Origin of the sequence: Marinobacter nauticus ATCC 49840 (assembly GCF_000284615.1) — a bacterium.
GTDB lineage: Bacteria > Pseudomonadota > Gammaproteobacteria > Pseudomonadales > Oleiphilaceae > Marinobacter > Marinobacter nauticus.
In genome coordinates this window covers 2,772,105-2,794,719 of record NC_017067.1, presented here as the reverse complement: position 1 = coordinate 2,794,719, position 22,615 = coordinate 2,772,105, and the positions used below count along the sequence as shown (strand labels likewise).

General features: G+C 57.8%; 21 protein-coding genes. 10 read left to right on the top strand and 11 right to left on the bottom strand.

The features are described 5' to 3' along the window. Positions 1 to 117 precede the first annotated feature (117 nt). From MARHY_RS12970 to MARHY_RS12955, 4 genes are read left to right on the top strand one after another with little or no spacing between them, the layout of a single operon-like run. On the top strand, positions 118 to 1,590 hold the full coding sequence (locus tag MARHY_RS12970; RefSeq protein WP_014422191.1) for an ATP-binding protein: 1,473 nt from the start codon (positions 118 to 120) through the stop codon (positions 1,588 to 1,590). Then, a complete protein-coding gene (locus MARHY_RS12965) occupies positions 1,587 to 2,972 on the top strand; it encodes a sigma-54-dependent transcriptional regulator (RefSeq protein WP_014422190.1) in 1,386 nt (461 codons plus the stop codon). The genes MARHY_RS12970 and MARHY_RS12965 overlap by 4 nt, the downstream gene beginning before the upstream one ends. Beyond that, positions 2,965 to 3,870, top strand: a complete 906-nt coding sequence (locus MARHY_RS12960; RefSeq protein ID WP_041655577.1) for a DMT family transporter — start codon at positions 2,965 to 2,967, stop codon at positions 3,868 to 3,870. The genes MARHY_RS12965 and MARHY_RS12960 overlap by 8 nt, the downstream gene beginning before the upstream one ends. Next, a complete protein-coding gene (locus MARHY_RS12955) occupies positions 3,863 to 4,141 on the top strand; it encodes a GIY-YIG nuclease family protein (protein ID WP_014422188.1) in 279 nt (92 codons plus the stop codon). The genes MARHY_RS12960 and MARHY_RS12955 overlap by 8 nt, the downstream gene beginning before the upstream one ends. On the opposite strand, the gene MARHY_RS12950 is transcribed toward MARHY_RS12955, so the two are convergent. Beyond that, positions 4,119 to 5,012, bottom strand: coding sequence for an alpha/beta hydrolase (locus MARHY_RS12950; RefSeq protein WP_014422187.1), 894 nt, complete (start codon positions 5,010 to 5,012; stop codon positions 4,119 to 4,121). The genes MARHY_RS12955 and MARHY_RS12950 overlap by 23 nt on opposite strands. A 70-nt stretch (positions 5,013 to 5,082) precedes the next feature. Between MARHY_RS12950 and MARHY_RS12945 the strand changes: the two genes are divergently transcribed. Together MARHY_RS12945 and MARHY_RS12940 are read left to right on the top strand one after the other, a co-directional pair. Then, complete coding sequence (locus MARHY_RS12945) at positions 5,083 to 6,072, top strand: alpha/beta hydrolase (protein WP_011786266.1); 990 nt, start codon at positions 5,083 to 5,085, stop codon at positions 6,070 to 6,072. Between the two features lie 57 nt (positions 6,073 to 6,129). Next, entirely contained in the window at positions 6,130 to 6,786 is a 657-nt protein-coding gene (locus MARHY_RS12940) for a YiaD family glycine zipper/OmpA-like lipoprotein (protein ID WP_014422186.1), read from the top strand. Positions 6,787 to 6,855: 69 nt separating this feature from the next. Here the strand turns inward: MARHY_RS12940 and MARHY_RS12935 are convergent, their stop codons facing one another. Beyond that, on the bottom strand, positions 6,856 to 7,140 hold the full coding sequence (locus tag MARHY_RS12935) for a sll1863 family stress response protein (protein ID WP_014422185.1): 285 nt from the start codon (positions 7,138 to 7,140) through the stop codon (positions 6,856 to 6,858). 188 nt (positions 7,141 to 7,328) lie between these two features. Continuing rightward, positions 7,329 to 8,558: a phosphoglycerate dehydrogenase gene (gene serA, locus MARHY_RS12930; protein ID WP_011786263.1), complete on the bottom strand. Its 1,230-nt coding sequence runs from the start codon at positions 8,556 to 8,558 to the stop codon at positions 7,329 to 7,331. Between the two features lie 189 nt (positions 8,559 to 8,747). On the opposite strand from serA, the gene MARHY_RS12925 reads away from it, so the two are divergent. Then, positions 8,748 to 10,151 carry a D-2-hydroxyglutarate dehydrogenase gene (locus MARHY_RS12925; RefSeq protein ID WP_014422184.1) on the top strand — a complete coding sequence of 468 codons (1,404 nt, stop codon included), beginning with the start codon at positions 8,748 to 8,750 and terminating at the stop codon, positions 10,149 to 10,151. Continuing rightward, complete coding sequence (locus MARHY_RS12920; RefSeq protein WP_014422183.1) at positions 10,151 to 10,828, top strand: SIR2 family NAD-dependent protein deacylase; 678 nt, start codon at positions 10,151 to 10,153, stop codon at positions 10,826 to 10,828. Before MARHY_RS12925 ends, MARHY_RS12920 begins: the two co-directional genes overlap by 1 nt. 8 nt (positions 10,829 to 10,836) lie before the next feature. On the opposite strand, the gene MARHY_RS12915 is transcribed toward MARHY_RS12920, so the two are convergent. From MARHY_RS12915 to MARHY_RS12895, 5 genes are all read right to left on the bottom strand, one after another. Next, positions 10,837 to 12,141 (bottom strand): ABC1 kinase family protein, encoded by a 1,305-nt coding sequence (locus MARHY_RS12915; RefSeq protein ID WP_014422182.1) that lies wholly within the window; start codon positions 12,139 to 12,141, stop codon positions 10,837 to 10,839. A 60-nt stretch (positions 12,142 to 12,201) separates the two neighbouring features. Next, the gene (locus MARHY_RS12910) at positions 12,202 to 12,864 is read right to left on the bottom strand and encodes a fumarylacetoacetate hydrolase family protein (protein WP_014422181.1); all 663 of its coding nucleotides are present in this window, start codon (positions 12,862 to 12,864) and stop codon (positions 12,202 to 12,204) included. 14 nt (positions 12,865 to 12,878) lie between these two features. Next, positions 12,879 to 13,421 (bottom strand): adenine phosphoribosyltransferase, encoded by a 543-nt coding sequence (locus MARHY_RS12905; RefSeq protein WP_011786258.1) that lies wholly within the window; start codon positions 13,419 to 13,421, stop codon positions 12,879 to 12,881. Between the two features lie 31 nt (positions 13,422 to 13,452). Then, positions 13,453 to 14,751 carry an NCS2 family permease gene (locus MARHY_RS12900; RefSeq protein ID WP_011786257.1) on the bottom strand — a complete coding sequence of 433 codons (1,299 nt, stop codon included), beginning with the start codon at positions 14,749 to 14,751 and terminating at the stop codon, positions 13,453 to 13,455. 132 nt (positions 14,752 to 14,883) lie between these two features. Beyond that, on the bottom strand, positions 14,884 to 15,501 hold the full coding sequence (locus MARHY_RS12895; RefSeq protein ID WP_011786256.1) for a trimeric intracellular cation channel family protein: 618 nt from the start codon (positions 15,499 to 15,501) through the stop codon (positions 14,884 to 14,886). Between the two features lie 183 nt (positions 15,502 to 15,684). On the opposite strand from MARHY_RS12895, the gene MARHY_RS12890 reads away from it, so the two are divergent. Both MARHY_RS12890 and MARHY_RS12885 read left to right on the top strand, forming a co-directional pair. Next, positions 15,685 to 16,254: a BLUF domain-containing protein gene (locus MARHY_RS12890; protein ID WP_014422180.1), complete on the top strand. Its 570-nt coding sequence runs from the start codon at positions 15,685 to 15,687 to the stop codon at positions 16,252 to 16,254. Positions 16,255 to 16,409: 155 nt separating this feature from the next. After that, entirely contained in the window at positions 16,410 to 17,390 is a 981-nt protein-coding gene (locus MARHY_RS12885; protein WP_014422179.1) for an NADPH:quinone oxidoreductase family protein, read from the top strand. 396 nt (positions 17,391 to 17,786) lie between these two features. On the opposite strand, the gene MARHY_RS12880 is transcribed toward MARHY_RS12885, so the two are convergent. The 3 genes from MARHY_RS12880 to MARHY_RS12870 form a co-directional block, all read right to left on the bottom strand. After that, entirely contained in the window at positions 17,787 to 19,616 is a 1,830-nt protein-coding gene (locus MARHY_RS12880) for a long-chain-acyl-CoA synthetase (protein WP_014422178.1), read from the bottom strand. Between the two features lie 68 nt (positions 19,617 to 19,684). Continuing rightward, on the bottom strand, positions 19,685 to 20,509 hold the full coding sequence (locus MARHY_RS12875; protein WP_014422177.1) for an SDR family oxidoreductase: 825 nt from the start codon (positions 20,507 to 20,509) through the stop codon (positions 19,685 to 19,687). Then, positions 20,506 to 22,464, bottom strand: a complete 1,959-nt coding sequence (locus MARHY_RS12870) for an acetyl/propionyl/methylcrotonyl-CoA carboxylase subunit alpha (RefSeq protein WP_014422176.1) — start codon at positions 22,462 to 22,464, stop codon at positions 20,506 to 20,508. The genes MARHY_RS12875 and MARHY_RS12870 overlap by 4 nt, the downstream gene beginning before the upstream one ends. Positions 22,465 to 22,615: the final 151 nt, after the last annotated feature.

Genomic DNA, 22,615 nt, shown 5'->3' with positions numbered 1-22,615 from the left:
TAAAGACAATAAAAACAAAAGGTTATTGGTTTTTTATGGTTAAGGCTCAGTAATCTGCCTTGTGGCAAAATGCCACATGTGGCAGAAAGACTGTGACATTTCTGCAGAGTGGTGTTTATGGCGTTGATGGGAAAACGGGTGGGAGCACTGTTCCGCTCGCTGCAACTAACGTTGGTGCTCAGTATTGTGGTGCCGCTGCTGCTATTCAGTGGCATTGCTATCTACATTGGCATGGGTGCGGTAGAGCGCGCTCTGAACGATCGCCTTCGTGAAGACCTGGAACTGGTGGCGCGAGCGGTCAGCGGGCCGGTGAGTAAGGCGCTGGCCGAAAGCGATGAACTGGTCCTGGGAGAATCCCTGAAATCCATCTTCCAGATCGGGCGCATTTCAGGGGCCTCAGTGTTTGATGCCGGGGGTGACCGGGTGGCCAGTCTCGGTGTTGCTGACTCCGATGTCACCAATAGCGCCAGCGCCGAAAAGGCAATCGCCAGTGGTGAGCTCGGGGGCGCGTTTCGTTGGGTGGATGGCGAGTCGGTGTTTTCCCAGTTCACGCCGCTGGTTGCGGAAGACGGGCGGATTCAGGGTTTGTTGCAGGTAACGCGGCAACGCAGTGATTTCCATGATCTGGTAGCCACCAGCCGTTGGTGGGCAGTGGTGATCTGGTCGATGATTGCGGCCACCATCATCCTCGTTGTCGTTCTGGGGCATTACCGGACCGTGGGGCGACATGTGAACCGTTTGCTGGAGAGCATGGCCTCTCTGCAACCGGGCGCCTGGCGGTTGGAGACACCGGGGGCAGGGCCACAGGAGCTGCGTCAGATTCAGCAGGGCATTCGTGCTCTGGGCGAACGAATGGCCGAGGCCGAGGCCGAAATCGAAGACAGGATTGCCCGGGAACGGGCGCTGGCAGAACAGCTGGAATACCAGGAGAAAGTGGCGATGATTGGCCGGGTCGCAGGCGGGGTAGCTCACGAACTGGGGGCGCCTCTGAACGTTATTCAGGGCCGGGCCCGCATTCTGGCCAGGGCCGGGCTGGAGCAGGAGCAGCAACGGCATCTGGATGATATCGAACATCAGGTGGACCGGATGACCATGATTATCCAGCAACTGCTGGACTGTTTCCGGCATGTGCCCGAGTCCCGGCGACCCGTAAACCTGGCAGACATTCTCGAGGACGTCGTTACCCGCGCCCGTGAAGACAGGCGCTGCCAGGCGGTTTCGCTGCAAGCCGACGCTTTTGACAGGCCGATGCCGACACGGGCGGAGCCGCTCCGGGTTGGCCTGGCGTGTCTGAATGTGGTGAGAAATGCGTGTCAGGCTGGCCGGGAACAAGTCGCGCTCTCTGTCGGCGAGACCGGGGAGTTTTGGGTGTTCCGGGTCGAGGACGATGGCCCTGGTATACCGGCGGAGCATCACGCCAGGGTTTTCGAGCCGTTCTTCAGCACCCGCCCGGCCGGCGAAGGCACGGGGTTAGGGCTGGCAGTGGTTCAGAGTGTCATGAAAGAACACGGGGGGGCCGTTGAGGTGATTGATAGCGAGTTGGGTGGTTGTGGTATGGCGCTGTATTTTCCGAAAGAGGTGGGGCAATGAGCAGCCGGCCTGTCACGATCCTGCTGGTCGAAGATGACGCCAGCCTTGGCCAACTGCTGATGGAGGAGTTGGAAGTGGATGGATACCGCGTACGCAGGGTCAGTATGGTGGCCGAGGCGCGGACTGCTCTGGCAGACGAACGCCCGGGCCTGATCGTATCGGATCTGCGCTTGCCCGATGGTGACGGTCTGGAGATTCTGTCGCTTCAGCAGGCCGAGCATCCCGGTATTCCCTTTATCGTGATTACCGCGTTTGGGACGGTGGACCAGGCGGTCGATGCTTTGAAGGCCGGCGCTGATGATTTTCTGACCAAGCCGCTCTCAACGGATCATCTCCGGTTAAAGATCAAACGGTTGCTGGCCCAGGCGGATCTGAACCGGCAGTTGGCGGAGTATCAGTCCGGGCGCGGCGGCGATGAAAACATGGGCTTGATCGGCGGCAGTGCGATGATGGATCGCCTCAGGTCAGACATTCGCCAGGTTGCCCGCAGTCAGGCCGCGGTTCTGATTAATGGCGAAAGTGGAACCGGGAAAGAGCTGGTTGCGAGGGCAATCCACCAGCAAAGTGAGCGCTCAGCACGGCCGTTCCTTGCGGTGAATTGTGCCGGTATACCGCCAGACTTGATGGAAAGTGAATTCTTCGGTCACGAGGCTGGTGCTTTTACCGGTGCACGGCAGGCCCGTAGGGGGCTGTTTGCAGAGGCGAACGGTGGCACCTTGCTGCTGGACGAGATTGGTGAAATGCCATTGGCGCTGCAAGCCAAACTGCTTCGGGTGTTGCAGGAGGGCTGCATCAAACCAGTGGGGGCTGACCATGAGGAAATGGTGGATGTTCGCATTCTGGCGGCAACGCATGTGGATTTGCTTCGGGCTGTTGAGCAGGGTCATTTCCGCGAAGACCTGTATTATCGTCTCGAAACCCTGTCGTTAACGGTGCCTCCCCTGAGGGAGCGGGATGAGGATGTTGAATTGCTGGCCATGCATTTTCTGGGTGAGGCAGCACGTCGTCACAGCCGGGGGTTCCTGAAGTTCAGTGACGTCACGTTAAGGATACTCCGCGATTATCCGTTCCCGGGCAATGTGCGTGAGCTGTCCAGTGCGATTGAGCGGGCGGTCACTTTTTGTGAAAGCGATACCATACAGCCCGAGCATTTGCCCGAACGCATCCGGAAGCGCCAGGGCGGGATTGTTCAGGCTGCCGTTGCCGCTTCGCCCGGGAAACTTTCCGAATGGCCCACCTTGGAGATGCTCCAGCAGGATTACGTGCGCCGGGTCATGGCTGCCGTTGATGGTAATAAACGCCGGGCGGCCCAGATACTCGGCATTAATCGCAGAACACTGTATCGCTGGCTGGAGTCGGATTTGGAGCATGGGCATGACTGATCAGAAACAGGCCATGATGTACGGCCTTGCCACGGTGCTGCTGTGGTCGACCGTTGCTACCGCCTTCAAATTGTCACTGGCGGATCTTGCGCCGGTTCAGATGCTGCTGGTGGCCTGTACCGCATCCATCGTCGTGATGGCGGCTATCCTCATGCTACAGGGGCGCTGGGGACTGGTGTTCCGTTTGCGGCGTGGCCAATACCTGCAGTCCATGCTGATGGGGCTGATCAATCCCTGTCTGTACTACTTTCTGCTGTTTGGTGCGTTCGACCGTCTGCCCGCCCAGGAGGCTCAGCCTCTTAATTACACCTGGGCACTGGTGCTGGCCTATCTGTCGGTGCCGTTTCTGGGGCAGAAACTGCGCAGGATCGATATTCTGGCGGGGTTGGTGTGTTACGCCGGAGTGGTAGTGATCGCCACCCGCGGTGCGGTAACTTCGCTCTCATTCTCGGACCCGCTCGGTGTCTCGCTGGCGTTGGGCAGCACGCTGGTTTGGGCGTCTTACTGGATTATTGCCACCCGGGATACCCGGGACCCGGTGGTTGGCCTGTTTCTTAATTTTCTATTTGGACTGCCGGTCATTGTGCTGGTGTGCTGGCAGACGGCGGGGTTGGCGATGCCGATCGGGAGTTCGATGGCCGCTGCGGTTTACGTCGGCGTTTTTGAAATGGGCATAGCCTTTGTGCTGTGGTCCCAGGCCATGAAAAAAGCAGAAAACACCTCGAAAGTGAGCAATCTGATTTTTATCTCGCCTTTTCTGTCCCTGGTGTTTATCTACTTCATTCTGGGCGAAGTTATTCTCACCTCGACCTACGTCGGGCTGGTGCTGATCATTGCGGGATTATGGCTGCAGCAGAAGAAAGTCCGTGACCGGGAGCAGGCGTTGAACCATGGCTGAGAACTGGTATCTGTACCTTGTTCGCACCGCATCGGGTAGCCTCTACACCGGAATTGCCACAGATGTGGAGCGGCGGTTTGCCGAGCATCAGGCGGGGGCACCCAAAGGTGCCCGGAGCCTGAGAGGTAAAGGGCCGTTAACCCTGGAGTTCCATGTACCTGCCGGCGACAGGAGCCGCGCCTCCCGACTGGAATGGCAGGTCAAGCGCTGGCCCAAGGTTCGAAAGGAAGCTTTGATCCGGGGTGTCGTCAGGCTTGAAGATGATGCCTGATGTGACGCCCGGCAACGGCCAGAGCGTCTCTGGCCCGGTCAAGCTGCGCGGCGTGCACCTGGAATACATGCCAGAGATTGTTGTAGATCTCCAGCGTGGTTTCCACGTGTTCCTGTTTGGCCGCCTCCGCCAATCGACGGGCGTCGTTGAGCAGAACTTCCTGGCTTCCGACCTGAATCAGCAGGGGAGGCAGGCCACGCAGGTCGCCGTAGACAGGCGACACCAGCGGGTGCGTCAAAGGCACGCCGTTGGCATACATTTTCGCGGCTTTGAAGGTCCAGGCAGCGTGCAGGACCGGTTCACATTCCGGAGTGTAAAGATCCTTTTCTGACAGATCTGTCCAGGGCGAGAAGCAGGTGACGGATGAGGGTAGTGGATGACCGTGGTCCCGCAATCGCATGGCCAGTACCACCGACAGACCGCCGCCGGCGGAATCTCCGGCCAGGGCAATGGAGCCGGGGCTTACTCCCTGGTTGATCAAGGCCAGATATACGGCTTCGGCATCGTCTGGCGCGGCGGGAAACGGGTGCTCCGGCGCCAGCCGGTAATCCGGTACCAGTACGTCGCAGCCAGATAATTTGGCCAGATGGCCGGCGATGCCGCGGTGGGTATTGGCCGACCCCATGACATAGCCTCCGCCGTGAAAATACAGTACGGTGCCTCCAGAACGGTCTTCCGGAGAGGCACGCAGCACCGGTACATCGCCCAGGTCTTCCCACGCGAAACTGACGTCTTTAGGCGGGTAGGATGTTCGATAAGCTTCCCGGGTGTATCGGCGCTGCACCGATAACGGAAACGCCCGGGACAGGACGGGCTTCACAAAACGGTGCATGGTCCCTCTCAACCCGGCCTCAAGAAGCGGCTGGAACATCTGTGTTCTCCCTTGTGAATGCGTTAGGATGACTGGCATTTATGGATTCATGACAGGCGTTTAACTCTACGTGTACTGGAAAACAGATACCATAGAAATACCGAATTGGGACAGACATTCCCTGCTGGACCGTCTGGAACCGTTTGATCCGTCCGCCAGCCGGGAACTGAGTTCCGAGATGGAGGCGTATTGCCGGTTCTATGGCCTTGATCTTTGGGTTGAGCATCCGGATGTGGTCTACCATCAGGGGTACATCTGTGCTGAGCGGCATGAAGTGATGGTGCATTACTTCCGGCTGCCGGAGAGCGCCAGCCCGAAAGGCACGGTGTTCATTCTGCATGGTTATTTTGATCATGTGGGTCTGTATACCCAATTGATTGACCGCTGTCTTGGTGCAGGCTTCGATGTTCTGGCCTACGATCAGCCCGGGCACGGATTGTCGAGTGGCACGCCGGCCGCCATTGGCAGTTTCCTGGAGTACCAGGCCGTACTGTCGGAAGTAATGGCGAAGGTCAGGGACAAGATTCGGGGGCCCTGGTACGCAGTGGGGCAGAGTACGGGTGGCGCAATATTGATTGACTACCTGCTGTCGAACCACCACAACCGGGAGTCCTCGGCGTTCCGCAAAGTGGTGTTGCTGGCGCCACTGGTAAGGCCTATGGGCTGGCTGGGGGCAAAGATTCTCCACAGTCTGGTCAAACCGTTCCTGACTCGCTGGAAACGGGTATTCGGCCCGAACAGTGGCGATACCCGCTTTCTTCGGTTCCTGCGGGAACACGACCCGTTGCAGGCAAGAGCGGTTCATGTCGATTGGGTGACTGCATTGCGACAATGGGTGCCGCACATTGAGTCGGCGAGGCCGGTGGATTTTCCGGTCACCGTGGTGCAGGGTGAGAAGGATCTGACGGTAGACTGGCAGCACAATCTGAGGATTATCCGGAATAAATTTTCCTCAGTGAAGGAACGAAGAATACCGGACGGTCGTCATCATCTTGTGAACGAAGCGCAGGATTTGCAGGCGACGGTATTCAATACCATTATCGATACATTCTCGGAGTAAGCAGTGGCTGTAGTGCCAAAAGCTCCGGACCAACGATTACAGAAGCGGGAGAAGACAGTGAAAAAGACAATTCTTGCCTTTGCGGTAGCAACTGTTGGCCTGAGTGGCTGTATGACCTATGACCCGTATACCGGGGAAGAGAAAACTTCGAATGCCACCAAGGGCAGTATTATTGGCGCGATCGGTGGTGCTGCTATTGGCGCAGCAACCTCCAGCAGCAGTGATCGTGGCAAAGGCGCACTGATTGGTGCCGCTGGCGGTGCGGCCGTGGGTGGCGGTATCGGCTACTACATGGATCGCCAGGAGGCCCAGCTGCGCCAGAAGCTGGAAGGTACCGGTGTTCGCGTCGTCCGTAATGGTGACCAGATCGACCTGATCATGCCGGGTAACATCACCTTTGATACCGACCAGTCCACCATCCGTTCCGGTTTTACCGGCACTCTTGAGTCTGTGGCCCTGGTTCTGAAAGAGTTCGACAAAACCATCATCCAGATTGAAGGCCATACTGACAGCACCGGTTCAGACAGCTACAACCAGCTGTTGAGCGAGCGTCGCGCGTCTTCTGTCCGTGACTTCCTGTTGAATCAGGGCATTGAGCCCCGTCGTACCCGGGCCACCGGTTATGGCGAGCGCTACCCGATTGCTTCCAACGATACGGCTGCGGGTCGTGAACAGAACCGTCGCGTTGAGCTGACACTGGTGCCGATGCAGTAATAACCTGCTCAGCATTCAACAAAAAAGCCCCGGTTTATGCCGGGGCTTTTTGCTTTATGGCAGGAGCAATCAGTTGGTATTGCTCGGCAGCCATTCGTCGATTCGCTTCTTCAGATCCTCCAGCTGATCTTCGCCGGAGTCCTTGAGTTCGCCCAGTTTGCTTCGGGCAGTCTCGATGTGGTCTTCAACGGACTGAATGCGCTCTGAAAACTCTCTCTGAATTTCGGCTTCCGCTTGGTCATCCTTTGCCTTGGCCATCTTTTCGTCGGCTTCGGCACGCAGGCTGTCGATCTGTTTGCTCCAGTACTCGGTCTGGGTTTCCAGTTTCTTCTGCAGAGATTCCTTCAAGGACATAATTACCTCCATGCTGGGCCTGTTCCGGCCCGGTTTGAATGACTGGTACTTTTCAGCATGGCTACGTATGGCCGAATCTCAAGGGCGGCAGCATGAAGTTTTGTTGAAATGCGGCGTTGTGGCCCGAAATGGCATAAAAAAACCGGAGCTCCCAGGGGGATGCTCCGGTTCTTGAAGGCAGCTGTCTGTCAGAACAGTACGCGGCAGCGAATAGTGCCTTTTACCTGGCGGAGTTTTTCCAGCGCCAGCTCACCGTAGGCCTTGTCCACATCGACCACCACATAACCAATATCTTCCTTGGTTTGCAGGTACTGGCCACAGACGTTGATGCCGTTTTCGGAGAACACCTGGTTGATTTCCGACATTACGCCCGGCACGTTCTCGTGAATGTGCAGCAGGCGGTGCTGGTTCGGGTGGGACGGCAGCGCCACTTCCGGGAAGTTCACCGAAGAAACGGAGGTTCCGTTGTCGCTGTACATGGCCAGCTTCTCGGCCACTTCGCGCCCGATGTTTTCCTGGGCTTCAATGGTTGAGCCACCCACGTGCGGAGTCAGGATGCAGTTGTCGAACTCGCGCAGTGGAGAGACAAACTCTTCGTCGTTGGACTTGGGCTCCACCGGGAATACGTCGATGGCTGCGCCCAGCAGTTTACCGGAACTCAGCGCATCGGCCAGGGCGTCGATATCCACCACGGTACCGCGGGAAGCGTTCATCAGAATGCTGCCCGGCTTCATCTGGGCAAACTGCTCGGCCTTGAACATGTATTTGGTTGCCGGAGTCTCCGGTACGTGCAGGGAAACCACATCGGAAATGTTCAGCAGTTCCTGTAGCGTGCCCACTTGCGTGGCGTTACCGATCGGCAGTTTGGAAACCACGTCGTAGAAATAGACGTCCATTCCCAGGCTTTCGGCCAGCACGCTGAACTGGGTGCCGATGTTGCCGTAACCGATGATGCCAAGCTTCTTGCCACGAATCTCATAGCTGTTCTTGGCGGATTTCAGCCACTCGCCACGGTGGGCTTTGGCGTTTTTTTCCGGCACGCCGCGCAGCAGCAGGATGGCCTGGGCCAGAACCAGTTCTGCCACGGAACGGGTGTTGGAGAAAGGCGCGTTGAACACGGCCACGCCACGGCGGGTCGCGGCCTGCAGGTCAACCTGGTTGGTGCCGATACAGAAGCAGCCCACAGCCACCAGCTTCCTGGCGGCTTCAAATACTTTCTCGGTCAACTGGGTGCGAGAGCGGATACCAACGAAGTGCGCATCGGCAATCTTCTCGATCAGCTCTTCCTCACCCAATGAATGGGTCAGATACTCGATATTGGTGTAACCCGCGGCATTCAGGGTATCAATGGCAGATTGATGCACGCCTTCCAGCAGCAGGATCCGGATTTTGCTCTTTTCGAGAGACGTATTTGACATGGGCTTGCTTCCGAACCTTTCGTCACGTGAAATGACCTGCAGCCAGGGATCGTCGGCCTGGCTCACAGAACAGGGGCGGTATGATACCATAAACGCAGATTTTCACAGCGCGCCGGTTTGCCTGAATCAATTCTTTGTGAGTGATCTCTGAACAGGCCCTGGCCCAACTTCGAAGAGACTGACACATCCATGAGTTCCGAACAGATCATCGCTTCCCTTAAAGAGCTGGTTGCCACCTCCGAAAACCCGGGCAAGGTTCTCACCGATCCTGCGGATCTGGACAATTACGGCAAGGACTGGACCAAAATCTACCCGCCCAAGCCGCTGGCCATTGTCCTGCCGAAAACCACGGAGCAGGTGCAGGCGCTGGTGAAGTTTGCCAATGACAATCAGGTGGCTCTGGTACCTTCGGGCGGACGTACCGGCCTGAGTGCAGGCGCCGTGGCCGCCAATGGCGAAGTGGTGGTAGCGTTCGACAACATGAACCAGATTCTGGATTTCAACGCCAGTGATCGCACCGTACGTTGCCAGGCCGGGGTGGTGACCGAGCAACTGCAGACCTTTGCCGAAGAAAACGGCCTGTACTATCCGGTGGATTTTGCCTCCGCCGGGTCGAGCCAGCTCGGTGGCAACCTGTCCACCAATGCCGGCGGCATCAAGGTCATTCGCTGGGGCATGAGCCGGGACTGGGTTGCCGGACTGAAAGTGGTGACCGGTAAAGGTGATGTGCTGGATCTGAACAAGGATCTGGCCAAGAACAACACCGGCTACGATCTGCGACATCTGTTCATCGGTGCCGAGGGCACCCTGGGTTTCATTACCGAAGCCACCATGAAGCTTACCCGCAAGCCGGATGACCTGACCGTGCTGGTGCTGGGCCTGAACGACCTCACCAACACCATGGATGTCTTGCAGGCTTTCCAGAAAAAACTGGATCTGACCGCCTACGAGTTTTTCTCTCACCAGGCCATGGGGCATGTACTGGCCCACGGCCAGGTTCAGGCACCGTTCGAGACCGAGGCTCCATATTATGCGTTGCTGGAGTTCGAGGCTGTTTCTGATCAGGTAATGGACGATGCCATGGCACTGTTTGAGCAGTGTGTGGAAGAAGGCTGGGTGCTGGATGGTGTCATCAGCCAGAGTGAAACCCAGGCACAGAACCTTTGGCAGCTGCGTGAGCGGATTTCCGAATCCATCGCGCCGCGAATTCCCTACAAGAACGATATTTCGGTGGTGGTTTCCAAGGTGCCGGGTTTCCTCCAGGAAATCGACAACGTGGTTACCGAACACTACCCGGACTTCGAGATCATCTGGTTCGGCCACATTGGTGACGGCAACCTGCACCTGAACATCCTCAAACCGGAGGACATGGCGAAGGAAGATTTCTTCGAAAAATGCCAGCAGGTGAACAAGTGGGTATTTGAAATTGTCGAGCGTTATCAGGGCAGTGTCTCTGCTGAGCACGGTGTGGGCATGACCAAGAAACCCTACCTGCAGTACACCCGCAGCGAGGCGGAAATTGCCTACCTGCGCGGTATCAAGCAGGTGTTCGATCCCAATAACATCATGAACCCGGGCAAGATCTTCGACTGATGCAAGAGCACATTGTCGTACTCACCGGCGCCGGAATCAGCGCCGAAAGCGGCCTCTCCACCTTCCGGGACAACGGTGGGCTGTGGGAGCAGCACAGTGTGTACGACGTGGCCACGCCGGAGGCGTTCGAGCGCAACCGGGATCTGGTGCTGAGGTTCTATAACGAGCGCAGGCGGCAACTTCAAACCGTCCAGCCCAATCCTGCACACCGCTTGCTGGCGGAGCTGGAAAGCCGTTTTCAGGTGACCGTGGTCACCCAGAATGTGGACGACCTGCATGAGCGCGGCGGTTCCAGCAATGTGCTGCACCTGCACGGTGAACTCACCAAGGCCCGCAGTTCCGCCTATCCGGACCTCATTTACGACATCGGCTACAACGACATCAATCCCGGGGATACCTGTGATCGCGGTGCCCAGCTTCGGCCCCATATCGTCTGGTTCGGCGAAGAAGTCCCGATGCTGGATGCGGCGGCAGAGGTGGTGCGCACCGCAGACCAGTTGCTGATTGTGGGTACGTCGCTGCAGGTATATCCGGCGGCGGGGCTGATCTACGAGGTGGACATTGATGTGCCCATCACGGTGATTGATCCTGGCGAACCTGCGTCCGTCTCCCGGGCACGGGTGATTCGCAAAGGGGCCTCGGAAGGGATGCGGGAGTGGGTTTCGCGTTATTTGTGAACCTGGCGTTAGCCTCGGAGGTATTTCTCCAGTTCACTTCTGAATGCGGCCTGAACACCTAAGCGTTTTAGCATCCAGTAATGTCCCGCAATCATCCGGTCTATGAAAATACTCTCGACCGGCGGTTTGAAGTAATCCAGATATTTGAACACCGTGCTGGTTTTTGCGGCCACGTGTTTATGGATATCGGCCTCGGCGAAGTCGTAGGGCTCATCGTTCAGGAACGGGATGATCAGGATGTCCCTCCACATGGCGTAATAGGCTTCATCGACCGCCGGTTGGCTGTCCACGCGAGCGCCCAGGTCGATCAGGTACTGGTCCAGGGCCTGGTAGTCCTCATCCAGCGCTGCGATCAAGGCTTTGCGGTAGGCTTCTACAATCTCCGGTTTGAGTTTCTTCACGCAGCCGAAGTCATACATGATAATGGTGCCATCCGGCCGGTAGGCGAAATTGCCCGCGTGAGGGTCGCCGTGAATGCACTGGAACCGGAACAGCTGATCGGCCATGATCGTGAAAATCCGGTGGCCAATCAGGTTAAGGGTTTCCTGGGAGTAGTGTTCCGGTGTGACCTTGCTGACGTGGTCGCCCTCCACCAGCCCCAGGGTCAGGACCCGACGGGTTGAATGGCTGTCGACCACCTCCGGGATGATCACCCACGGCTGATCATTGTGGAATTCGTGGAACAGCTTGAGGTTTCGCGCCTCGTTCTCGTAATCCAGCTCTTCCTTCAGTCGAACCCGGATTTCGCCGAACAGCTGGTCAACCGTCTCCTTGGGCATTTTCAGCAGGCCGCCGAGCTTCAGGGCCAGTCGTAGCTGTTTGAGGTCGGAGTCGCAGGATTCATCCACGCCGGGGTATTGCACTTTCACGATCACATCCGTGCCATCGTGCAGGCGGGCGCGGTGTACCTGGCCGATGGAGGCGGAGGCGTAGGGTGTTTCCTGCAGGTATTCAAACAGCTCGCCAACCGGCTTGCCCAGCTCACTTTCCACCTGTTCCAGAATCACCTCGAATGGCATCGGTGGTGCTTCTTTCTGGAGTTTTTCCAGCGCGTCCGAGAATTCTTTGGGCAGGAAGTCCTGGGTCTGGGAGGCTATCTGTCCCACCTTCATCACCGCCCCCTTGAGCTCGCCCAGGGTATCGGCAATTTGCCCGGCCATCCGGGTGTAGCTTTCGCTCTGGGCGCCTTCGTCATTTTCGGTGCGGAACATGCGCCGCGCTCTCTGGCCGGCGTACTGGCCCGCCACCGTGGCGGTCATGCCTGCGAGTTTGAAGAAGCGTCCTGTGCGTGAAGTAACGGGTTTCCTGGCCATGGTAGTGCCTGTTCTACGGGAAGTTTGCAGCTCGTCTGAATATCCGTATCCGTGTTGCGTTCAGACCACTGTGGTCTCCACAAATAACACATCTTCCAGCTCCAGGGACAGAGTCTGGCCGCTGACAAGCGGGCCAACGCCTTTGGGCGTGCCAGTCAGCACCACATCGCCGGGTAACAGGGTGAACTGGGTGCTCATATGAGCAATCAGGGGCGCGATCGGGTTCAGCATGTCGCCGGTATTCCCGGTCTGCTGGCGCTGGCCGTCGATATCCAGTCTGAAGTTCAGGTTGCCCTTGGCAAGTTGGTCGGCGGCAACGAACGGTGAAAGCGGGCAGGCGCCGTCGAAGGCCTTTGCGCGCTCCCAGGGGTGTCCCTTTTCTTTCAGGCTGCTTTGCACGTCCCGCAAGGTGAGGTCCAGGGCCAGGCCATAACCGAGAATGGCACTTTCCACTTCGCTGGCGGAGGCATTGGTCAGGGGGCGGCCGATAAGTACGGCCAGTTCGGTTTCAAAGTGCACCGCACCCTGGCCTCTGGGGTAGACCAGCGGGCGGGTGATATGAACCGCTGCGGTGGAGGGTTTGATAAACAGCAGCGGTTCTTCCGGTACCGGGTTGTTCAGCTCCCGGGCGTGTTCGGCGTAGTTGCGCCCCACACAAACGATTTTGCCAAGGGGAAGATGAACCGGTGTTCCATCTTTCCAGTGATGCTGATAATCGCCCATGGTGGCGCCTCCGCTCAGTCTCCTTCGAATGAGCAGACAGTATAAACCTGCAGACCTTCTTCCTGCAGCTTGCGTGAGCCACCCAGATCCGGCAGATCAATCATGGCGGCTACTTCAACGATTTCAGCTCCGATCCGACGGATCAGCCGGGTTGCGGCCAGCATGGTGCCGCCAGTGGCAATCAGATCGTCCACCAGGATGACCTTGTCGCCAGGTTTGAAAGCGTCTTCGTGCAGCTCGACGGAAGCCGTGCCGTATTCCAGTTCGTAGTCTTCCACCAGGGTGTCGAAGGGCAGTTTGCCCTTCTTGCGCACGAGTACCAGAGACGCATTCAGCTCGTAGGCCAGCGCCGAGCCAATAATGAAGCCTCGGGCATCGACGGCGGCAACCGCATCAATGTGCTGGCCATGGTAGCGATGGACAAATGCATCGATCAGTTTACGAAATGCCGTTTTGTCCTGAAGGACCGTGGTGATGTCCCGGAAGGAGACGCCGGGTTTGGGCCAGTCCGGCACAGTGCGGATGGCTTTCTTGATGCTCTCGGAAAAATAGTCCATGGGCGGATCCGGTGATTACTCTGGGCGCCGCTCAGGCGGCGTCCAGGAACATGAATTTCAGAACAAATACAACGGCAATGGTAACGACGCTGGCGTTAAGATCGGACCAGCGGCCAGACAACGCCTTGATCACGGCGTAGGTGATGAAACCCAGGGCAATGCCGTTTGCAATAGAGAAGGTCAGCGGCATGGTCAGTGCCGTGACGATCGCTGGTGCGGCGTCGGTGATGTCATCCCAATCGATCAGTTTGAGGCCGCTTGCCATCAGCACGGCGACGTAGAACAGGGCCGGTGCGGTCGCATAGGCAGGAATGATGCTCGCGATCGGCGACAGCAGCAAACAGGCCAGGAAAAGCAAGGCGACGACAACAGCCGTCAGTCCTGTGCGACCACCGGCGGAAATGCCAGCCGTTGATTCGATATAGCTGGTGGTGGTTGAGGTGCCCAGGGCTGCGCCTGACATGGTTGCGACGGAATCCGACATCAGAGCGCGTCCGAGACGGGGCAGCTTGCCATCTTTATCCAGCAATCCACCGCGCTGGGCTGCTCCGATCAGGGTGCCGGAGGTATCGAAAAGATCCACGAACAGAAAGGCAAAGATAATGCTGATCATGCCAACATTCAGTGCGCCGGCCAGATCAAGTTGCATAAAGGTGGGGGCAAGGCTGGGTGGGGCAGACACAAAGCCTTTGTATTCCACCATGCCAAGCATCATGGCTGCCACGGTAACAGCAAGGATGCCGATCATCACGGCGCCGGTGATTCTGCGGAAGGAAAGTGCACAGATCAGTACGAAGCCTGCGAAGAACAGCAGGCTCTCAGCCACTTTGATGTCGCCCAGACCCACAAGGGTCGCAGGGTTATCTACCACGATGCCGGCGTTTTTCAGTGCGATCAGAGCAAGAAAGAATCCGATGCCGGCGGAAATGCCAAAGCGTAAGGACATCGGAATGCTGTTGATGATCCATTCCCGGATCTTGACCACACTCAGAATGAAGAAAATAAACCCGGAGAGAAAGACAGCGCCCAGCGCCACTTCCCAGCTGTATCCCATACTGCCGACGACCGTGAACGAGAAAAAGGCGTTCAGGCCCATGCCGGGGGCCAGGGCAATTGGATAGTTTGCCCAGAGGCCCATAATCAGCGTACCGATGGTTGCGGCCAGACAGGTGGCCACGAAAACGGCTCCGAAATCCATGCCGGTGGACGACAGGATGCTGGGGTTGACCACGATGATGTAGGCCATGGTCAGGAAGGTGGTAATGCCAGCTACCACTTCTTTACGGACGGTGGTGCCGTGGGCCTGGAGTTGGAACAGTCGTTCAAGCATGACTTGGGTCTGCCTCTAGAATGCCTGGATTAGGGAGTTTGAAAGTCAGTTTGCGTGCGGAAAACGTGAATTGGGTGAAAAAACGGCAATGTTACCGGCTCAGGCGCCTCACGCCAAGGGATGATTCAGAGTTCAGTTCAGCATCTGGTCTCGTTGCAGGCGGATATCAAAGCGCACCGCGAGCATGCGAACAATCACGATAAACAGCAGGCCAATAGTCAGCGCCATGGATTCGCTCTCCAGCAACCACTGGCACACAAAGTACAGCCAGCAACCGGCGAAGGCGATAGAGGCGTAGATCTGGTCCTTGCGGAAAATAAAGGGAACTTCGTTGCACAGGGTGTCACGCAGGGCGCCGCCGAAGCAGCCTGTCATTACACCCAGCATGGAAGCGATAAACCAGGAGTGGCCCAGATCGAGAGCCAGTTGCGCACCGAGAATGGAAAAAATGCCAAGGCCGATGGCGTCCGGGAAGACGATTCTCGATTCTTTCAGGGAATGGGCCCGGCTCCAGTAGCTGAACACGATTGCCATGGCCAGGATCATGATCGGCTGCTCCTGGTGCTTGATCCAGTACAGCGGGTGATTGTCCATGATCAGATCCCGCAATGTGCCGCCACCCAGAGCGGTAATAAAACCGATGGCAAAAACACCCACCGGATCCATGTTTTTGGACCGGGCGACGATCATGCCGGAAATGGCAAACGCCACAACGCCAATCATTTCAAGAGTATAGATGATGTCAAACATGGGGCAGCTCTGATTTGACGAAATTCGGTCCGGGGCGTGGGTGAAAGGCTGGAAGAATAGCGGAATTCGTCCCGGGATTCATCTTCAGGCGTTGATGGCCGATTCGGCCAATGTGATCTATTGCGCGACAGTTACGCGTATCACTGCCTTGTTTCCCGTTTGATTGATCCGGAGTACTGCAATATGGCCCTGATGCGACTCGCCTACGCCAGCGAAGCAACGTTTGAAGCCCAGCCCCTGGAAAAGGGTGTCGAACCCCACGTGGCCAGAATTCTCATGGTGTCCCGAAGAAATAACGGTCGGGCAGGCCTCGTCGGTGGCTTGTACTATGGCGACAACCGGTTTTTCCAGTACCTTGAGGGCGAGGAAGAATTTGTCCGGGAAACCTTCGAGCGAATCCGCCAGGACTCTCGTCACCGCAATATCCGCATGCTGATTGAAGAGCCGCTGGACTTCCCGACCTTCTCCAACTGGTCGATGAAGTATGTACCCCTGTCATCCGACGTGCAGGCCTTTCTGGACAAGCACCAGTTACCGGACTTCAACCCGGCGGCGTTCTCCAGCCACCAGTGTGAGGAAATGATTGACCTGATTCGGCGCTCCAGCGAAGACCAGAAACTGGTCAATCACGACGAAGACAGCCCATCCCGGGTTCCACATTCACAAACCCTGTCTCCCGGCGTCAGGTATGGGCTTCTGGCCGCTGGCGTGACGATCATCGTCGCCGTGGTAGCGGGCGCTGTACTGTTCTGAATCCGCCGGCTTATCAGCCGGGCTTATTGCCATGAATAAGCAGCCTTGATTTGCTTCACGGGCTCTGTGCGTTTAGCTTGATCCGGGTCAATTACAACATCAAATCAGACCCGCCCTGACGCCATCAGGGTAAGACAGACAGCCCAGGAGCAACCATGAAAGCCATTCTGTGCAAAGAATATGGCCCGGCAGAGAATCTGGTCATCGAAGACATTGCCAGCCCGGACGTAAAAGGCAGCGGCGTAAAAATCCGGGTCAAGGCTGCAGGCCTGAACTTCCCGGACACCCTGATCATTCAGGGCAAATACCAGTTCCAGCCGCCCATGCCGTTTTCCCCTGGTGGCGAACTGTCCGGTGAAGTGCTTGAAGTGGGCGAAAAAGTCAGCCGTTTCAAACCCGGAGACCGGGTAGCCGCCTTGACCGGCTGGGGTGCGTTTGCCGAAGAAGTGGTTGCTCCGGAAACCAACCTGTTGCCAATTCCGGACTCTATGTCCGATGAGAAAGCAGCGGCTTTCATGATGGTGTATGGCACCTCCTATTATGCGTTGAAACAGCGAGGCAACCTGCAGCCGGGCGAAACCCTGCTGGTACTCGGCGCCAGCGGTGGTGTTGGCCTGGCAGCGGTGGAGCTGGGCAAGGCTATGGGCGCGAAAGTGATCGCGGCGGCCAGCTCTGCTGAAAAACTCGCGGTGGCCAGGGAGGCCGGTGCTGATGAACTGGTGAACTACACCGAGGAATCGCTGAAAGATGCGGTGAAGAAACTGACCAAGGGCAAAGGTGTGGATGTCATTTATGACCCGGTCGGCGGAGATTTCACCGAGCAGGCCCTGCGCACCATGGGCTGGAACGGCCGCCATTTGGTGATCGGCTTTGCCGCAGGGGATATCCCCAAGATTCCTGCGAACCTGACGCTGCTCAAGGGTTGTTCCGTGGTAGGCGTGTTCTGGGGTAGCTTCACCCAGCGCGAGCCGCAGACCAGTGCCCAGAACATGATGGAGCTGTTGCAGATGTATGCCGACGGCAAGATCGATCCCAAGGTCAGCGAGGTTTTCCCGTTCGAGGAATATGCGGCGGCGCTTGGGGCGCTTACGGGGCGTCGGGCCACTGGCAAGATCGTTTTGCGGGTTGAAGAATAGTTCTTGGAGCCTGAGGGGTAGCCTCCCTCCTAGCCTTTAGGTTTCGGTGTGGGCCGCGCTGGGGAACGCTTCCAAAAAACCGCTACAAGCACATCCATGTGCGCTTATTTCGGGCCATCCATGGCCCTCAAAATTTTTTGGAAGCGTTCCCCATCACGGCCGGTCAGCTTCACAGTAATAGTCAGGGAGAAAAGCTAGGTTTTTCAGTAAACTGACTATCACTCCTTGGCTCGGAAGTGAGTGCGGGGTGCCCCTCCCAAAAATGTCGGAGGCCATGGATGGCCGGAGAGAAGCGCACAGGGATGTGCTTGTAGCGGTTTTTGGGAGGGGCACCCCGTACTCACTGTCACCAAGCGTTGCAGGCTAGGTTATGAGGCCCCTCTCCAAAAGTCAGGATCAAAACCGAACACCCCCCGAATCAATATCGGACACCAACTCCGGAGTCAGCAAAGTATAACCGGACGAACCGGGCAGCCAGGCGTACACATCGTCTTCCGACCGCTCCAGAGAATAGCCGAGCTTCTGGATGTCCACCTTCCGGTACTTGAACGTTCCCGTCTTCTCGATGGCATTGGTCACCCGCACAAACACCGGCACCGCATAGGCCGGCAGATTCTCCTGCAGATAGTCAAACAGCTTGTTGATATCGAAGGACGAACCATTTGACTGAGGCACCAGCGTTACCATGCCCGCCTTGCCGTTGGTTTTGGGAATCTCGACACCGTACACAATGGCTTCTTCCACCATGCCGGAGCCATCAATGATATTTTCCACCTCCGTCGTCGATACGTTCTCCCCTTTCCAGCGGAAGGTGTCGCCCATGCGATCGACAAACTGCAGGTGACGGCAGCCGATTTCTTTTAATACATCACCGGTATTGAACCAGGCATCGCCTTTCTTGAAGCCATCGCGCAGGATGGATTTCTCGGTGGCTTCCTTCTGGGTGTAGCCCTCGAATGCCCACTTCTTGTTGATCTCCCCGATCAACAGGCCAGGCTGGCCTTTTTCCACTTCCTCCAGACGGCCCTTGTCGTTGCGGATCGGGTCCCGGGTGCCTTCGTGGTATTTGACCAGCTTGTAGGGCGCGGTGGAGAAACCCACGGTGTTGTCCATGTTGAAAAAGTTGCTGAAGCCGATATTGCCTTCTGATGAGGCATACAGTTCAGCCACCTTGTCGATGCCAAAACGTTCTTTGAATTCTTTCCAGATGGAGGGGCGCAGGCCGTTGCCGATCATTTTGGTCAGGCCGTGGTTGCGGTCCTGGCTGCCGGGAGGTTGATTCAGCAGGTAGCGGCACAGTTCGCCCACGTAGCCGAAGGTGGTGGCGTTGTAGCGTCGGACGTCGTCCCAGAAGGCGCTGGCGGAGAATTTTCGGCGCAGGGCGATGGCAGAGCCACCGGCGAGGACCGAGCCCCAGCACACCAGCAGGGCGGTGCCATGATACAGCGGCAGCGTGCAGTACAGGACGTCTTCCGGTTCCATGGCCAGGGAGAGCATGCCAAAGCCGCCGTAGGCTTTGATAAATTTGCGATGTGAACCGGGCGCTGCCTTGGGCAGGCCGGTGGTGCCTGAGGTGTAAAGATACACGGCGGTATCGCCCATGGTTACCGGGTTGCTCAGGACCGGTCGGGTTGAGGGCCGGCGGCTGACTTCCAGGGCCAGATTGACGAAGCCCTCCGGCGCGTCACCAAAGGTGTTCAGAGTGTTGCCGTCATGCAGGTAGAGCAGGGGATGCGTGTGCCGGAGCTGAACCTCTCCACGAACCGACTCGGCATTGTCGATCAGTTCGCTACCAACCACCAGCAGTCGTGGCTCGATCAGGTTGATACTGTGGGCCAGCACTTTGCCTTTCTGGGAGGTGTTCAGCATGGCGCAGGCCACGCCGACCTTGGCTGCGCCAACCACGGTCGCCAGTAGTTCCGGTCGGTTTTCCAGCAGTACCGCAATGGCATCGCCCTTTACCAGCCCCTGATCTTTCAGGTAATGGGCAATTCGATTGCTCCAGGCATCCAGTTCTGCCCAGGTAATGCTGCGATCATCGAAGAGAATGGCAGGGCGCGTGGGGTGTTTGTCAGCGTTGCGCTCTACCAGCTTGCCAAGGGTCAGCTCTTTTTTGTCGTCCTTTACCCGGTAGTAGTAAAGCCCTTTTGCCACGAAGGGAAATTTTTTCAGAACCGTGGGCAGGCTGCGCATGATGTCGCGTGCGGTTACGATGTCTTGGCTCATGGTGCGTCCGTTTCAGTCGTCATTGTCTTTGTAAGTTTTGAACCGCGGACCAACCCATTGCTCCGCGGCTAATCCAGGAACAGATCCGGCAGCAGTGGCTTGTTGCCTGCGGCATACCGGTAGTGTTCGAAGTCCTTCACGCCATCCTGGCGAAGTACATCCTCGTCAATCAGCGCTTGCCCGGTCAGTTCGTCCGCACTGCGGGACAGTATGCTGACCGCGGCATCGGCCATGATTTCCGGCTTTCGTCCCTGCGCCATCAATTGAGGTCCGCCCACTTCGTGTTCTATGGCGGCAGTGGCAATCAGAGTCTTTGGCCACAGGCAGTTCACGGCAATGCCATAGCGTCGGAACTCCTCGGCCATGCCCATGCTGAGCATGGTCATTCCGTATTTTGTGGTGGTGTATGGCCCGTACTGGGAAAACCACCGGGTATTCAGGTTCAGCGGCGGCGACAGGCTGAGAATGTGGCCACCGGATTCCTTCAGCCAGGGCAGGGCCGCCTGACTGCAGGTGAATACGGCCCGGGCGTTGACCTGATGCATCAGGTCGTATCGGCTCACTTTCAGGTTTTCGACACCGGTCAGGCGTATCGCCCCGGCGTTGTTCACCAAGGCATCGATACCGCCAAAATAACCGGCGGCTTCGTCTATTCGCTGGCGGACCTGTCGTTCATCCCGCACGTCCAGTACCAGCGGTAGCGCCTGGCCTCCGGCGTTGCGAATTTCCTCAGCGACCGTGTGGATGGTGCCGGGTAGTCTCGGATGCGGGGTATCGGTTTTCGCTGCAATGACCACGTTGGCGCCTTCCCGGGCGCAGGCCAGGGCAATAGCGCGGCCGATTCCCCGGCTACCGCCGGTTATAAACACTGTGCGCTGCTGTAGCCGGCTCATGATTCTGCCTCCTCAGTGGACTGCACGTCTGCCAGAAGTTGGCCACGCTTGACCTGGTCTCCTTTGCGGGCGAGCAACTGGCCAACGGTGCCCGTGCGATCCGCCTTAACCGGATGCTCCATTTTCATGGCTTCCAGAATCACCAGGGTCTGGCCCTGTTCCACCTGATCTCCCTCTGCCACCAGTACATCTATAATGGCACCGTCCATAGTGGCTTGGACCTTGCCGCTGCCGGTGCCCAAGGCACCTTGGGCGGGTTGGTGCGTAATATCCCGAACGCACCAGGAACGGCCGAACGCCTGCAAATATAGGGAATCTCCGCTCCGGTAGTATTGGCACCGCTGACGAACCCCGTTGTCGATAATGCACAGCAGGCCTGGCTCCTGGCTTTGCAGTTGCAGTTCATAGTGCTCTTCGCCGTGGGCCACCAGCAGTTTGTGGCCACTGTGCCGAACCAGCAGTTCCAGGGCTTCATCCCGGGCCTCAAGTTTCATCGGCATGACGGTGGCGGGTGCGTTACTCCAGCCCTCCTGGGCGGATTGCCCAAGACTCAGGGCGCAGGCGCTGAGGGCCAGCTCGCGGATGGTGAGCGGTTGGGGCGCCAGTGACGGATCATCCTTGAAGGCCTGCTGCAGGAAGGCCGTGGTGGCTTCACCGGCACCAAAGATGTCATCGGCGATGATGCGGCTGAGGAAATGGCGGTTGGTGGTCACACCAAAGACTGTGGTGTCTTCCAGCGCCCGGATCAGGCGGCGACGGGCTTCGTCCCGGTTCTGGCCCCAGGCGATGACTTTCGCAAGCATGGGATCGTAGTGGGGGCTGACCACGTCACCGGAGCGCACGCCGGTATCAAACCGCAGTCCTTCGCCTTCGGCCGGAGTGAACTGGTGCAGGGTGCCGGTTTGCGGGTTGAAACAGCTGGCCGGGTCTTCGGCGTAAAGTCGTACTTCGATGGCGTGGCCATTGAGTTGGATGTCATCCTGGGCCAGAGGTAGTGGGCGGCCTTCAGCGACCATCAACTGCCAGGCCACCAGATCCTGGCCGGTAATCAGTTCGGTGACCGGATGCTCTACCTGCAGGCGAGTATTCATTTCCAGGAAGTAGAAACTGCGGTCTTTGTCGACCAGAAATTCCACGGTACCGGCGCCCTCGTAACCGCAGGCCAGGGCTGCTTTGACAGCAGCTTCGCCCATGGCCTTACGCAGTTCCGGGGTAACAAAAGGTGAGGGCGCTTCCTCGACCACTTTCTGGTGCCGGCGCTGTACGGAGCAGTCCCGCTCGCCCAGGTAAACGGCGTTGCCATGGCGGTCTGCAAAAACCTGGATTTCTACGTGCCGGGGTTCGATGACCGCTTTTTCGATGATCAGTTCGTCGTCACCGAAGGCCTGTTTGGCTTCTGAGCGGGCCCTCTTAATGTTGTCGGCCAACTCGCTCTCGCTCTCGACCAGGCGCATGCCCCGGCCGCCGCCACCTGCGGAGGCTTTGAGCATGAGGGGGTAGCCGATGTCCTGGGCTGCGGCGATGAGTTCATCATCACTGGCGTTGTTGCCCTCGTAGCCAGGGACTACGGGCACGCCGGCTTCCTGCATGGCGATTTTCGAGCGGCGTTTGCTGCCCATGAGTTCAATGGCGTTTTCGGGAGGGCCTACAAAGGTGAGGCCGGCCTGTTTGACGGCTTTGGCGAAGCCGGAGTTTTCGGAGAGGAAGCCGTAGCCCGGGTGGATGCAGTCGGCGCCTGTTTTCCTTGCGGCATCGAGGATGGCGTCGGCGTTGAGGTAAGACGCAGCAACCTGTGCCGGGCCGATGCAGACGGCTTCGTCGGCTTGTTCAACGTGCAGGGCGTTGGCATCGGCTTCGGAGTAGACGGCAACGGTTCGGTAGCCCAGCGCTTTGGCTGTACGGATGACCCTGACGGCGATTTCGCCTCGGTTAGCGATGAGTAGTTTTTTTAGCATACGTGTTGTCTACCTTGTTACTGGACCGCCCCAGGTTGGTGTTCGTCCGCACCACTGGCGGGATAAGCCTCCGGAAAACCGCTACGAGCACATCCCTGTGCGCTTCTCTCAGGCCATCCTTGGCCTTCGAAATTTTCCGGAGGCTTATCCC